Origin of the sequence: Pseudomonas piscis (genome assembly GCF_009380155.1) — a bacterium.
Classification (GTDB): domain Bacteria; phylum Pseudomonadota; class Gammaproteobacteria; order Pseudomonadales; family Pseudomonadaceae; genus Aquipseudomonas; species Aquipseudomonas piscis.
Genome location: NZ_WHUV01000002.1, coordinates 773,688 through 788,196, shown reverse-complemented (window position 1 = coordinate 788,196; position 14,509 = coordinate 773,688). Strand labels below are relative to the sequence as shown.

At 65.7% G+C, this 14,509-nt stretch carries 9 protein-coding genes; 6 read left to right on the top strand and 3 right to left on the bottom strand.

Going from position 1 to position 14,509, the window contains the following annotated elements; all coding sequences use genetic code 11:
* Positions 1 to 245: 245 nt before the first annotated feature.
* Complete coding sequence (locus GDH07_RS13605; RefSeq protein ID WP_152897871.1) at positions 246 to 1,751, top strand: sensor domain-containing diguanylate cyclase; 1,506 nt, start codon at positions 246 to 248, stop codon at positions 1,749 to 1,751.
* Between the two features lie 247 nt (positions 1,752 to 1,998).
* Here the strand turns inward: GDH07_RS13605 and GDH07_RS13600 are convergent, their stop codons facing one another.
* Positions 1,999 to 3,189, bottom strand: a complete 1,191-nt coding sequence (locus tag GDH07_RS13600; protein WP_152897870.1) for an acetyl-CoA C-acyltransferase family protein — start codon at positions 3,187 to 3,189, stop codon at positions 1,999 to 2,001.
* Between the two features lie 105 nt (positions 3,190 to 3,294).
* On the opposite strand from GDH07_RS13600, the gene GDH07_RS13595 reads away from it, so the two are divergent.
* The 3 genes from GDH07_RS13595 (at position 3,295) to GDH07_RS13585 (ending at position 10,883) form a co-directional block, all read left to right on the top strand.
* Complete coding sequence (locus GDH07_RS13595; protein ID WP_152897869.1) at positions 3,295 to 4,278, top strand: GlxA family transcriptional regulator; 984 nt, start codon at positions 3,295 to 3,297, stop codon at positions 4,276 to 4,278.
* A gap of 421 nt (positions 4,279 to 4,699) precedes the next feature.
* The gene (locus GDH07_RS13590; RefSeq protein WP_152897868.1) at positions 4,700 to 9,940 is read left to right on the top strand and encodes a type I polyketide synthase; all 5,241 of its coding nucleotides are present in this window, start codon (positions 4,700 to 4,702) and stop codon (positions 9,938 to 9,940) included.
* Between the two features lie 88 nt (positions 9,941 to 10,028).
* Positions 10,029 to 10,883 carry a class I SAM-dependent methyltransferase gene (locus tag GDH07_RS13585; RefSeq protein ID WP_085653255.1) on the top strand — a complete coding sequence of 285 codons (855 nt, stop codon included), beginning with the start codon at positions 10,029 to 10,031 and terminating at the stop codon, positions 10,881 to 10,883.
* 16 nt (positions 10,884 to 10,899) lie between these two features.
* Here GDH07_RS13585 and GDH07_RS13580 read toward each other — a convergent pair whose 3' ends face one another.
* Positions 10,900 to 11,217, bottom strand: a complete 318-nt coding sequence (locus tag GDH07_RS13580) for an ArsR/SmtB family transcription factor (RefSeq protein ID WP_022640972.1) — start codon at positions 11,215 to 11,217, stop codon at positions 10,900 to 10,902.
* 151 nt (positions 11,218 to 11,368) lie between these two features.
* Between GDH07_RS13580 and GDH07_RS13575 the strand changes: the two genes are divergently transcribed.
* A complete protein-coding gene (locus GDH07_RS13575) occupies positions 11,369 to 11,788 on the top strand; it encodes an MAPEG family protein (RefSeq protein ID WP_022640971.1) in 420 nt (139 codons plus the stop codon).
* Between the two features lie 66 nt (positions 11,789 to 11,854).
* Here GDH07_RS13575 and GDH07_RS13570 read toward each other — a convergent pair whose 3' ends face one another.
* The gene (locus GDH07_RS13570) at positions 11,855 to 12,787 is read right to left on the bottom strand and encodes an MBL fold metallo-hydrolase (RefSeq protein WP_152897867.1); all 933 of its coding nucleotides are present in this window, start codon (positions 12,785 to 12,787) and stop codon (positions 11,855 to 11,857) included.
* Positions 12,788 to 13,276: 489 nt separating this feature from the next.
* Between GDH07_RS13570 and GDH07_RS13565 the strand changes: the two genes are divergently transcribed.
* On the top strand, positions 13,277 to 14,416 hold the full coding sequence (locus tag GDH07_RS13565; RefSeq protein WP_053129787.1) for a calcium:cation antiporter: 1,140 nt from the start codon (positions 13,277 to 13,279) through the stop codon (positions 14,414 to 14,416).
* Positions 14,417 to 14,509 lie beyond the last annotated feature (93 nt).

Sequence of the window (14,509 nt, the reverse complement as noted above, 5' to 3'; positions counted from 1 at the left end):
GACCGTCAACCCAGGCTCCGCCCGACCGGCAACCGGCGGGCGGATTTTTACCCCAGGCACCTAAAGTTCGGACGTGCCCGGCAGAAAACCCCTAGGCAACGCCAGGTGCTGGTCCAGCCATGATCGCGCCCCTGCCTTGACCCCGTGCATCGAGAAGCTCCGGCCGCCCTGGTATCCCAGGCGTCACTGGTGGCTGTCCGCCATCACGGCAGTCGGCCCCTTCGATTTCCGGACTCCCCAACGCCATGAATGCCTTGCTGTTCTCCCCGCTATTGCTGGGTACCAACATCCTGATCGCCAGCGCGATCATCTGCCTGGCGCTGTGGTACTACTCGCGCCCCTATCCGGGACCGGGCCTGTGGACCCTCGGCATACTGCTGGTGGGGCTGGGCCAGTTGCTGCTGCTGTTCGGTGGCCACTCGGCGGGGCTGGCGTACAACGTGTTGAGCTACAGCCTGCTGACCTCGGGGGAGGCGGTGCTGGTCATCGGCGTGTTCCGCTTCCTCGAGCGTCCCGCGCCCTGGTGGCTGGTGCCGGCGGTTTGCCTGACCGCCGTGCCCTGGCTGTTGTGGCACTGGCTGGGCGAGCCGCTGGAAGCCGAGCTGGTGGTGGCCTTGTACACCTTCGTCAGTGCCTTCGTCCGGGCATTGGCCTGTCGTGCGTTGTTGTGCCTGCCGGGCGATCGCCGGCTGCGCAGCGTACGGATCTTCGCCGCGCTGATGTTCGGTTTGCTGGCCTTGAGCGCAGCCGCCAGCGGTGCCCTCGATCTGCTCCAGGCGCTGCGGCCGCGCAAAGGCCTGGAGGCGGCCGCCGAACTGCTGGCTTTCAACATTGGCTATCCGTTGTGGATCCTCTGCCTGTTCGGCCTGACCCTGCTCAGCCTGCGCCGCTTCCTGCTGGCGGCCGAGCGCAGCGCGGTGCGCTTCGAGCGCCTGATGAACATCACCAGCGCCGCCGTGGTGATCGTCCGCGACGGGCGGATCGTCGATGCCAACCCGGTGCTCAAGCGCCTGTTCGATTGCGAGCGCGAGCATTACCACGAGCGTCCCCTGGAGCACTTGTTCGAAACCGATGCCGACCTGCAGCAACAACTGCGGCGGTTCGATGGGGTGCCGCTGGATCGAGTGGCGGTACGCCGCGACGGCAGCCAGTTCGCCGCCGAACTGACCGTCGCGGCCCTCGACGATGGCACCCAGGTGGCGGAGATCCGCGATGTCAGCGGGCGCAAGTCCCTGGAGCAGGAGCTGCGCCAGACTGCCGCCAGGGACGCCTTGACCGGTGCCCTCAATCGACGGGCCTTCATCGAGCGGGCCAAGCTCGAGCTGGCCCAGGACCGTCGACAGGGGCGTTCGTTGTGCCTGGCGATGCTGGATATCGACCACTTCAAGCGGATCAACGACAACCACGGCCACTTGGTGGGCGACCAGGCGCTGAAGGCCTTCAGTGCGGTTTGCGAAAGCCAGGTCCGGCGCACAGACCTGTTCGCTCGCTATGGCGGCGAGGAGTTCGTATTGCTGCTGCCACAGACCAATCGCGAGCAGGCCCTGGCCTTGCTCGAGCGCCTGCGCGAATGCTGGAGCGCGCACCGCTTGGCGCTGCCTGTGGGGGAGTTGGCGTCCACCGTCAGCATCGGCATGGTCCAGGTCGACCAGGAGGCCTCCCTGGAACACTGGGTCAGCCTGGCTGACCAGGCGCTGTACCGGGCCAAGCACGAGGGCCGCAACCGGACCCGGGTGCATGTCGTCGATTGACCCGCAAAGCTGCGCCAGCTTCTAGCGGCAGGTCGGCAGCACCGACGCGCCAAAGGTGCTGCGGCAACCAGGCATCCAGTTGCCCGGGGCGATGCGGGGAGGTGCTGGCGAAGAAGATACTAAGGATCGGCATGACTGATCGTTCGAATGACCAGGACGCCACCTGCATCAGGGCAGGTGACGCACAGGGACAATCCTATGGATCAGGCCCGCCCTGGCTTCACCGCGCTGCCCGGCGCCAGGAACCTCAGAGGCGCTCGAAGACCACGGCAATGCCCTGGCCGCCGCCGATGCACATGGTGACCAGGCCGTAGCGACCCTGGATGCGCTGCAACTCGTAGATGCACTTGATGGCCAGGATGGTGCCGCTGGCGCCCAGCGGATGCCCCAGGGCAATCGCACCGCCATTGGGGTTGGTGCGCGCCGGGTCCAGGCCCAGGCCCCGGCAGACTCCCAGCGCCTGGGCGGCAAAGGCTTCGTTGGACTCGATCACGTCGAAGGCCTCCAGGGCCAGGCCGGTGCGTTCCAGCACCCGGCGCACCGCCGGGATCGGCCCGGTACCCATCACCGCCGGATCGACCCCGGACACCGCATAGCCGAGCATCCGCGCCAGCGGCTTGATGCCTTGGCGCTGGGCCGCGGCGGCGGACATCAGCACACAGGCGGCAGCGCCGTCGTTGATTCCCGAGGAGTTGCCGGCGGTCACCGAACCGTCCTTGCGAAACGCCGGCCGCAGCCCGGCCAGCGCTTGCAGGTTGGCGTCGGCCTTGGGGTATTCGTCGGTATCGAAGGTCAGCGTGCCTTTGCGCGTGGTGATCTGGACCGGCACGATCTGCGTCCGGAAGTGCCCGGCGGCAATGGCCGCAGTGGCCCGGCGCTGGCTCTCCAGGGCGAAGGCGTCTTGTTCCTCGCGGGAGATTTCATACTGCCTGGCTACGTTCTCCGCGGTGATGCCCATGGGGCCGGCGCCGAACGGATCATTGAGGGCGCCGGTCATCATGTCGATCAACTGGCTGTCGCCCATGCGTGCGCCCCAGCGGGCGGCGGGCACGGCAAACAGCGAGCGGCTCATGCTCTCGACCCCGCCACCGATGGCGATCTCGCAATCACCCAGGCTGATGGCGTTGGCCGCGCTCACCAGCGCCTGCAAGCCCGAACCGCACAAGCGGTTGACGGTCAGGGCCGTGGACGCCTGGTCCATGCCGGCCTGCAAGCCCGCCACGCGGGATACGTACATGTCCCGGGGTTCGGTATGCAGCACATTGCCCAGCACGATCTGGCCCACCTGGGCCGGGGATAGTTGGGCGCGGGCAATGGCTTCCTTCACCACCAGGGTGGCCAGGTCGCAGGGTGGCTGGTCGCGCAGCGCGCCGCCAAAGCTGCCGATGGCGGTGCGGGCCGCACCGGCCACCACGATTTCAGGAAATGCTTGAGTCATAGCGCTATCCGATCCTTGAGGGAAACTGCGGTGGCGACACTCTAGGCAGCGGCCCTAGCGCTGTATATTGTCTATAAAGACAATTTCTATGCGAGATCGGACAGCATGCCTTGCGCCGCCATCCTCACTTTCGACGGCTGCTACGCCTCCAGTGCCACCGGCTTCGCCGATATCCTGCAAGTGGCCAATTCCCACCTGCGGCGCCAGGACGACGGGCTGGATAGCTATACCTGGCACTTCGTTTCCCGCGCTGGTGGATCGATCACCACCAGCAACGGCTTGAGCCTCCAGACCCGCAAGATCAGTTCCAGGAGCCGTTACGATCTGGTGTTCATCCCCAGCATCCACTACGCCGGCGCGCGTGCCTTCGACCAGTTGCTGGAGCGCGAACAAGCGGTCAGCGCCTGGCTGGTACGCCAGTGGCGGGGCGGGGCCTGGATCGCCGCCAATTGCACCGGGACCTTTCTCCTGGCCCAGAGCCGCTTGCTCGACCGGCGCACGGCTACCACCACCTGGTGGCTGGAGCGCCAGTTCCGTGAGCGTTTTCCCTTGGTGGACCTGCAGCCGCGGCCGATCCTGACCGAGGCCGAGCGACTGGTCTGCGCCGGTGCGCAAGCGTCCTACCTGCTGCAGGCGGTACGGATCATCGAGCGATTTTCCGGGCCACTGGTCAGTCGGCAGACCGCCAGGACCATGCTCATCGACGTCAGCCAGAACAGCCAGGCCGCCTTCCTGCCGCTGCTGGTCGCCCGCGAGCACAACGACTCGCTGGTTAGCCAGGCGCAGCAGTGGCTGCAGAACCACATGCACCGCGAGGTCCGCATGAGCGACATGGCCCAGGCCCTGTGCGTGAGCGAGAAGACCATCGTCCGGCGTTTCAAGGCGGCCCTGGAAAGCACGCCGCTGAACTACCTGCAGAACCTGCGACTGGATGCGGCAAAGGTGCTGCTGGAGCAGGGCGACCAGAACATCGACCAGGTCGCGGTCCAGGTCGGCTACTTGGATGTGAGTTCGTTCTCCCGGTTGTTTCGCGAACGCATCGGTATCAGCCCAGGCAGCTATCGCGAGCGTTTTGCCAGCGGTGCTTGAGAGGACTACCGTCGGTCAAAAAACTCTCCAGGCCGATATAACGATTGGCAATTTGCGCAGCAGTGCAAAGATAACAAGACTAATTGTTTGTTAAGCCGGGGTGGGAAATAGAGTCGAATTAGTTGCAGATCGTTATATCTACAATTATTTTCCAGGTTTATTGGAAATAGCCCTGAGCGTGATTGGCTATATTCCGCTCAAGTAGCCGTCTTGTGCCCGAAAAAGTTTCTGCTAGTTTGGATTTTGGCCTTGAAGCCGGCGTGCCAGCGGCTTTTTCTAATATTCAATGACATTTCAATCCCTTGATATCCATGGTTTTTATATGAATCTATGGCGGCTTTCGAGTGGAAGGAATACTGACTGGGGAATGAAGTTTCGAGGCCTTCAAAACTAACGAAATGGATATATTCAGGAGTGCGTCATGGACGACGAACAGCGCCTTGCACAGGGTATTGGTCAGCATGCGGGCTTGCAGCCCATCGCGATTGTCGGAATGAGCTGTCGCTTCGCACCGCAACTTTCCAGCCTGGAGAGTTATTGGGACTTTCTGGTTCAAGGCCGCTGTGCGGTCGGTGACTTGCCCGGCGACCGCTGGGCCGATTATGAGAACAGCAGTCCCGAAGTGGCGGCGGCGCTGAAGAAGGCCACGCGCCGTGGATGCTTCATGGAGCGGATCGATCATTTCGACCCGGGATTCTTCGGTATTTCCGCCCGCGAGGCGCAGTCCCTGGACCCGCAGCAGCGGATGATCCTGGAACTGGCCTGGGAGGCGCTCGAGCACGCCGGCATCCCGCCATTGATGATCAAGGGCAGCGAGGCGGGGGTATTCGCCGCCGCCAATTCGTTCGACTACGGGCACCGGATGCTGGCCGACCTGAGTCATATCGAGCCCTGGGTGGTCAACGGCGGGATGTTGTTCGGCATCGCCAACCGGGTGTCCTACATCCTCGACCTTCATGGCCCCAGCCTGGTGGTCGACACCGCCTGTGCCGGCTCGCTCACGGCGCTGCACCTGGCCTGCCAGAGCCTGCGCGATGGCAGTACCGGGCTGGCCCTGGTGGCGGCGGTGAACCTGATGACATTCCCCGGTTTGAGTCTGGCGCTGGATGCCTCGGGCGCCACGGCGGCCGATGGTCGCTGCAAATCCTTCGATGGCGCTGCCGACGGTTATGGCCGCGGGGAAGGAGCGGGGGTGCTGGTCCTCAAGCGCCTGGAGGATGCATTGCGTGACCAGGACCGGATACTGGCCCTGGTCCGGGGTTCGGGGGTGTTCCAGGACGGCCACAGCGCCGGGATGATGGCGCCCAATGGCGAAGCCCAGGAGCTGATGCTGCACCAAGTCTATCGCCAGGCCGGTATTCCCTGTGCCTCGGTGCAGTACGTGGAGGCCCATGGCACCGGCACCCGCCTGGGGGACAAGGCCGAGCTGACGGCGATTTCCCGGGTGTTCGGCAGCACGCGTAGCGGCGGCGAGAAATGCCTGGTGGGCTCAGTCAAGCCCAATATCGGCCACCTGGAAGCGGGCGCCGGCATCGCCGGCTTGATCAAGGCTGTGCTGGCGCTGAACCACGGGCAGCTGCCGCGTAGCTTGTACGAGAACCTGACCGACGAGGTCGACTGGAGCACTTCGGGCATCGAGGTGGTTTCCAGCCTCAGACCATGGCCGGACACCGGTTCGCCCAGGCGGGCCGGTGTCTCTTGTTTCGGCGTGGGCGGTACCATCGCCCACGCGATCATCGAGGCTGCGCCGGTGACACCCCAGGCGCGGCCGGGTGCCCAACCGCTTTGCGGGACGCGACTGTTCCCGCTGTCCGGGCAGGCGCCGCAGAACTTGCGTCACAGCGCCGCGCGCCTTGCCCATTGGGTGCAACAGCACCCCGAGGCCGCGCTGGATGATATCGCCCATACCCTCGGACAACGACGCGCGCACTTGCCTGCCAGGGGCGCATTGTTGGCGAGCAATTCCACTGAGTTGCTCGAGGCCTTGGGCCAGATGGCGGCAGGCAGCGATAGTGAGCGCTGTTTCAGCGGCTCGGTGCTGGCCGGGCGAGGGCCGGTCTGGGTGTTCTCCGGACATGGTGCGCAGTGGCATGGCATGGGCCGGGAGCTGCTGGCTAGCCAGCCGGTATTCGCCGCTGAACTGGACAGTCTGGCCGAAGTGTTCAGTGCTGAGCTGGGGTACACGCCCCGCGAGGCGCTGGAGCAGGGCGGGTTCGATTCGGTGGAGCGTATCCAGGCCACGACCTTTGCCTTGCAGCTGGCCTTGGCGGCGCTTTGGCGCAGCCTGGGGCTCGAGCCCCAGGCAGTGATCGGCTATTCCACCGGTGAGATCGCCGCGGCGGTGGTCGCCGGCGCCCTGGACAAGCAATCGGCCGCGCGTTTTGCCTGCCGCCGGGCGGCGCTTTACCAGCGCCTGTCCGGCCAGGGGGCTATGGTCATGGTCAACCTGCCATTCGCCGAGGCCGCCAGGCGCCTGGAGGGGCGCGCACAGGTGGTCGCGGCAATCGCCGCCAGCCCCTCGTCCACGGTGATTTCCGGTACGGCCGGCGAGGTCGAGCGGCTCGCCGGTGAGTGGGCCGAGGAGGGGTTGGTGCCGCGGCGCGTGGCGAGCGATGTGGCGTTCCACAGTCCACACATCGACCAGGTCCTGGAGGATATCCGCCAAGCCGCTGGCGAACTGCGCTGCCTGACGCCGCGCCTGCCCATGTACAACTCGTCCCTGGGCGATCCCCGGGCCCTGGCGCCTCGGGATGCGGACTTCTGGTGCGCGAACTCACGTAACCCGGTGCTTTTCGAGCAAGCGGTGACGGCAGCCCTGGAGGATGGCTTCGAGCTGTACCTTGAGGTGTCCAGCAAGCCCATCGTCGCCCATGCCCTGAAGGAGACCGCCGATGCTTGCGGGCGCGAACACGTAATGGTGTGCCCGAGCCTCAGGGAGGGGCGGCCGGAGTATCCGGAACTGCTCGCTAGCCTCGCTCGTCTGTATTGCCACGGCGCCGACCTGCAATGGCCGGCTCCGGGAGCCTTGCTCGATCTGCCGAGCATGGGCTGGAACCACCAGCGCTACTGGACCACGGCCTTGCCGGTGCGGGCCAACCTGGGCAAGGGCCACGACCCGCTGCGGCATTCGTTGTTGGGCAGCCACCAGCTGGTGCGCAGTGCGCCGCCCTGTGACATCTGGCGCACGCGGCTGGATTTCGAACTGCGTCCCTATCCGGGCAGCCATCCGATCTGCGGCGTGGAGATCTTGCCAGCGGCGGCCTTGCTGAACAGCTTCATGCAGGCCGGGACGCGGGACGGGCACCTGCCGACCCTGCGTGACGTGGTGTTGCGCACGCCCGTGGCGGTGGAAGGTACACGGGATATCCAGATCGTCAGGCAGGGCCAGCAGATCCGCCTGTGCAGCCGACTTGACGATGAAGCGGTGCAATCCGAGCAGGAGCGCGAAATGGGCTGGTTGACCCATACCACCGCCAGCCTGGACTGGAGCACCGAGCTGCAAGGCCCGGCGCCCGAAGTGGCGGCCTGGCAGGTTGACTGCCCCGAGTCGCTGGAGTGGCCGCAGCTCGAGCCGATGTACCGGCGCCGGGGTATCGCCGACTACGGCTTCCGGTGGCATATCCGTTCGTTGCGGCGCGGGCCGGGCCGGCTGATGGCGACGATCCAGGCGCAGCTCGGCCCGAGCCAGGCCAACAGTTGGGCGGTGGTGCTGGATGCCGCGCTGACCAGCCTGCCGCTGTTGTTGCCGGATGACGATCTGTTGCGCATGCCGGCGGCTATCGCCTCGTTGTGCGCGAGGCCCACGCCACCGGAGATCTTTACCCTGTTCGCCGAACTGGCGCCGCGCACTGGCGAGCGCCAGCCCATCGACCTGCTGGTGCTCGATGAGCGGGGAGAGCTGGCCGCGCGCATCGAAGGCCTGGTGTTCATGACGGTGGACCGCCAGGACGAACTGGCCCACGGCAGCAGTGCGACGGTGTTCGTCGAAGATTGGGAGATCTGTCGCTTCGAGCCCCCCACCGAGCCGCTGCCGCAGTTGGTGCTCCTCGGATCGGACGACGATGCCGCGCAGCGTTTGTCCCTGGGGCTGCGCCGGGCCGGGATCGAGCATGCCCGGGTACGAGACGGCGCCGAATTGCGCTTGAATGGACAGCCGACGCTGGTGCTGGTGCTCGGCAGCGCACCGGCAGACGATGAGGCGTTGTCGGATGCGGTCGAGGCCAATGCCTGGCGCCTGCTGCAAGCTACGCAGCAGGTCCAGCGCCTGGCCCTGGAGCAGCCATCCCTGCGCCTGGGTTGCGTGACCTTCGGAGTCAAGGCCATGGCCAACCGGACCGCCCTGGCCCAGTCGCCGCTGTGGGGTGTGGCGCGGATTGTCGCCGGCGAACAGCCAGGCCTCTGGGCAGGCTTGATCGACATCGATCCGGCAGCCTTGAACAGCGACAGCACCTTCGGCCTGCTACGAGGCGCCCTGGGGCACAAGAGCGAGGATGTGCTGGCCATCGGTACCCAGGCCTGCCAGGTCCTGCGCTTGCAGGAGGCAGTCGCGCCAGGCCCCAAGGGCAAGCCGCAATGCGTTCCGGACGCCACCTACGCCATCACCGGCGGCTTCGGCGCCCTGGGCCTGCAGGCCGCCCAGCACCTGGTGAACCAGGGTGCACGGCGCCTGGTGCTGATCGGCCGCCAAGGCTTGCCGGCACGCAGCGCCTGGCCCGCGCTGCAGGATCCGCGACAACGCTTGGTGATCGACGGCATCCGTGCGCTGGAGCGCCAGGGCGTGACGGTGCTGCCCCTGGCGCTGGACATCGCCGATACGGCGAAGGTGGCCGAGGCGTTGTCCGAGTCGGCCCTGGGCCTGCCGGCGATACGCGGCGTGGTGCACGCCGCTGGCGTCTTCAAGGGCGGCATGATCGAGCATCTGCAGCGCGCCAGCCTGTCCCAGGTGCTGCGGGCCAAGGTCACCGGGACCCTGGCCCTGGAGCGGGCGTTTCCTCCCGGGAGCCTGGACTTCCTGGTGCTGTTCTCCTCCAGCGGGCAGCTGGCGCGCCCCTCGGGGCAGGCCGGTTATGCCGCGGCGAATGCCTTCATGGATGGCTTCGCCAGGTATCGGGCAGCGCAGGACGGTCAGCGGACCCTGAGCATCGCCTGGATGGCCTGGGAGCAGTTGGGGATGTCCAGCAATATCGACGCGACCCTGCGCGAATGCGCGGCCAATGGCCTGGGGGCTCTGAGTATCCCCACGGCACTGTCGTCCTGGCAGTTGGCCCAGGACTGTGGTGCACCCTATGCGGCGGTATTTCGCGTGCAGCGCTCGGCGGACCTCGGCCAGCCACTGCCGGTGTTGAGCAGGCTGCTGTGCGACGCCGCGCAAGAGGCGGCGCAAGTGACGTCACTCGATCCCTGGCGCGCGGTGCCCGACGAGCAGCTTGGGCAGTGGCTGGCGCAAGACATCCAGGCGTTGATCGCGGCTGAACTGCGTTGTGCCCCCGAGGACATCAACCCCCAGCGGTCGCTGGTGGAGAAGGGCATGGATTCGCTGCTCAGCGTGGCACTGCGGATTCGCCTGAAGCAGCGCTACCGGATCGACCTGCCGCCCACGCTCATCTGGAACCACCCGACCGTGGAGGCCATTGCCCGCTACGTGCGCCAGGCACTGGCCTAGCCAGTAAGGCAAGCCGGCCCGGCACCTGCCAGACCAGGCGGCGTTGCCGGGGCCGGTGGATTTCTCATGCAACCGACAGGAAACCGCCATGCAGAATGCAACGGCCAGCTGGACCGCGATCTACACCTCCATCGCCCGTGCCGCCCACCAGGTACTTGACCAGCACCCCAAGGTGGTCGACGACCCGGTGGTGGTCGGCCTGGTCGAGGGCTCCAGTGCGGCGCAGATCCAGGCCCGGGCCGACGACTTCCAAGGGCCGGTGCAGTGCCTGGCCCGGGCGTTGTTCGTTATGCGCAATCGCTTGGCCGAAGATGAACTGCATCGAGCGGTAGCGGCTGGGGCAGGGCAATACCTGATGCTCGGGGCGGGCTTGGATACTTTCGCCTATCGCCAGCCCGACTGGGCCCGGGGCATACGCCTGATCGAGGTCGACCACCCTGCCTCCCAGGCATGCAAGCGCGATTACCTGCACGCGGCGCGCATCGGCATTCCGCGCAACCTCAGTTTCTGTGCCATGGATTTCGAGCGCATGACCCTGCGCCAGGGCCTGGAAACCGTCGGCTTCGATCCCCAAGTGCCGGCCTTCTTGTCCTGGCTCGGCGTCACCCAGTACCTGGAGCGGGCGGCGATCCAGCGCACCCTGGAAGATGTGCTGGCGCTCCCCGTCGGTAGTGGCCTGGTGATGAGTTTCATCATCAAGGATCCGGGGCTCGATGGCCTGGACCAGGAGGCGGTGCAGGTGTTTTCCAGCCTGGCCGCCGCTCGCGGCGAACCCTGGATCAGCCGCTTCGACCCCGGGCAGTTGCAGCACTGGCTGCTGGAGCTGGGGTTTGCCGAGGCGCTACTGGTCGCACCGGCCGAGCTGGAGCAACGTTACTTCGCCGGACGCACGGACCGCCTGCGGGCACCGGTCTTCGAACAACTGGTGATCGCGCGGGTATAGGGCCGGCGAGTGGTCGTCAGGGGCGGTAGATGCTCTTGAGGGTGGCGATGATCTTTGCCACGTCGGGATTGTCGATGCGGTAGTACAGGGTCTGGGCTTCGCGGCGGAAGGCCACCAGGCCTTCTTCGCGCATCTTCGCCAGGTGCTGGGACAGGGCCGACTGGCTCAGCGTGATGCGCTGCAGCAGGCCACCCACGGTGATTTCCCCATGCTCGATCAGCAGGCACAGCACCTGCAGGCGGTATTCATTGCTGATTGCGCGCAGCAGAGTAGCGGCTTTCTGCGCGCCTTCGACGAGAAAGCGCTCGTCGTCGCCAATGGGTTCTGGAGTCATGGGAACAGGTAATCCATTAAATTAGTAATTGCTAATTTAGATAATTCTAATATTATGGTTCGGGCTCAAGGCAACCGGAGCGTCATGAGCCTGCCAGCACCTTGAGTGCTGTGCAAACCCCGCCATTATCCATCAATCAGGAAGGTCCAGAGTGAATACGCCCACTTGGGTCCTGTTGGCATTTGCCGGCTGGACGTTGCTCATCTTGTTCGGCACGGTCGGCGTCTATCGCTGGTCGCGCATCCTGACCGGTCGCGCCACGGTGAGTGAGTGGCAGCCGAACAAGCCCCAGGGCAGCGATTGGTACCAGCGGGCCATGGCTGCACACCGCAATTGCGTGGAGAACCTGCCGGTGTATGGCGCCATCGTGCTGGCGATCCATGTATCGGCCGTCACCAGCGGCGCCCTGGACGGCCTGGCACTGCTGATGCTGGCTGCGCGCATGGCCCAGAGCCTGGTGCATATCTGCCTGCCACAGACCGACAAGGTCGCCAGCTGGCGTTTCGCGTTCTTCTTCACGCAGATCCTGGCCATGATCGGCATGGGCGTGCTGGTGGCCAGTCACGCTTGATCAGGTGCCGGACGCTCGGTGGGCGGCATGCCGAACCTCGAACGTAGCGCAGCCATCCGGACACCCTCAGCCGGGGCGGTAGCGTCCTTGTTCGTCCTGCTGCACCCGGCCGGCCTGCTGCAGCTCGGCCAGGTGCTGGGCAATGGTGCGCCGCTCGGCGCTCGACACCCAGGGCGCGGTGTGTCCCGGTGGGTACAGCAGCCCGCGTTGCACCAGTTGTTCGAGTGCTTGTGGTTGCTCGTCGAGCCAGGCCAGGAGCCGGTTTTCACGCTCATCGAGCTTGCTGGCGAACGCCGATAGGGCATTGAGGAAACTGTCACGATCGGTGTAGACGCCCCGGTGGTGCGAAGTGACCCAGACCTTGGCCGGGATATCCGGCAAGCGCTGCAGGCTGCGGCGAAAATCCCCCAGGTTGGATGTGGCGTCGCCGTAGTAGGGCCCGAAGCCGGTCAAGTCGATATCGCCGATGAAGGCCACGCCCTCGGGCTCGACCAAAAGCACCGTATGGCCGGCGGTATGCCCGGGCATATGGAAGGCGCGGACCCTGGAGCGTCCCAGTTCCCAGCAGGAGCCGTCCTGGTAGCCCTGGGCATCCGGGCGCGGGGCGTAGAAGAACTGTCCCTGCAAGTACTCGAGCATGACCCGGGCCTGTTCCGGGTGACTGATCCCGAACGCCGCCGCCAGGCCCTCCCAGCTCCGGGCCGCGGCCAGGTCTGCCTGGTGGACGTGGACGCTGGCTCGGGGCAGGCGATGCAGGCCGGCCATGTGGTCCTCGTGGACATGGCCCAGGACCACCAACTCGGTGGCATCGAACCAAGGGCCGATGCAGTTGGCGACGATGGGGGGATCGAAGGCCGCCAGGGTGTCCGTCCCGCGGATCATCACTTGGTTGCCGTCCGGGTACTTGCCGTGGCGCTTGCCGAAGAACACCGAGACCCGGCCGAAATCCAGGCGTTCGATTCCGGGGGATGAAGCTTCGCCACCATGGGCTGATCGCATGTGTGCCTCGCTTGTGCCAAGTTCGGATAACCCTCGCCACTATAATCGTGTGCCTGCATTCGCCGGCTTGCAGAAGCAAGATTCGCTGGTTGAATGCCGCGGGATTCGCAGGAGTTGACTCTGGAACCGACATGCACACCGGTGCTAGAGTGCGCCGCAGCGCCGCTTCCATGGCGCGTTCAACCACCTGCCCGGGGACGACCCCGAGGCCAGGATCGACATGCGGGACGGCCCGAAGCTTCTGAGCAAGCCCCCATGGCCAGCGTCCCCGCTACTTTTCCCTGCCTGCTCCATCCCTTGTGCTGCGCACGAGCCTCTTCGTCATGCCGCGCGGTTGCTGCGTGCCTGCGCCCAGGCCCGGCGTGGCTTACCCGCCGGCGCCCCCTGCAACGCCGGACAGGGGCGTGCCAGCCAGTGATTCACCGCGAACCGGAACCTGCCATGGCCTGGGCTATGTTCCTTGTGCAATGAACCGAAGATGAGACCGACATGAGCGAACTTTCCCGAGTAGTGCCGTTGTCCACAGTCCTGCGCCTGGCCGGCTCCTGGCTGGTGGTGGGCCTGTTCTTTTTCCAGGGGAGCGAGCTGCTGGCCGCGCCCCTGCAGCCACTGACCGCCAGCTGGGTATTCTTGCTGCTGTTCTGCACCATCCTCGCCGCTGCGTTCGGCGTGGTGCATGAGGCCGACCACCTGGCCCGGCAACTGGGCGAACCCTACGGCACGTTGATCCTGACCCTGTCCATCGTTTCGATCGAAGTGATATTGATCGCCTCCATGCTCCTGGGCCCGGGGGAGCTGCCGACCATCGGCAGGGATTCGATATTCGCGGTGATGATGATCATCATGAACCTGGTCATCGGCCTGTGCCTGGTGGCTGGAGCTGCGCGCAACGGCGAGCAGGAATACAACGCCCAGGGCGCAGGTTCCTACATCTCGATGATCGTGCTGCTCACCGGCATCGCCTTGCTGCTGCCGAACTTCACTTCCGGGGCCGGTGAGTTCAGCGCCACCCAGGCCATGGGAGTCTCGGCCATCACGGTGTTGTTGTACGGTGCTTTCCTGTGGTTGCAGGTGGGCAGCCACCGGCGATTTTTCGTCCAGCCGCCGGCCGGTAGCCTGCACCTTCCCCAGGCGCAAGCCGGCACCGAGACCGACGTGCAGCCGCCGGCCAATCGCCGGGAAATGCTCCTGCGCACCCTGGTCTTGCTTGGGCTCATCTTGCCCATCGTTTTGCTGGCCCATTACCTGGCGGTGGTCACCGACTACGGCATCGCCCAGGCCGGGGCGCCGGTGGCGGTTGGCGGCGTGCTGATCGCGATCATCGTCTTCACCCCCGAGTCGATCACGGCGATCAAGGCTGCCTGCAACAATGAAATGCAGCGCACCCTGAACCTGTGCCTGGGCGCCTTCGTTTCCACCGTGGGGCTGACGGTGCCGGCGGTGCTGGTGATCGGCTTGATCACCCAAAAGCAGGTGATCATGGGGCTGTCGGCTGCCGAGATGCTGCTGTTCGCCATCACCGTCGGGCTCACCCTGGTGAGCTTCGGCGGCCAGCGCACCTCGCCGCTCCAGGGGTTCATGCATTTGGCAGTGTTCGCGGTATTCGGCCTGTTGCTTTTCTATCCTTGAGCAGGACGGGCGAGCCGGGCTTGCCCCTTGACCCTGAACCGGGCTTGAAGGTTAGCGTCGCAGCCAGATCGAGGAGGGCAGCGTGCCGCCTCG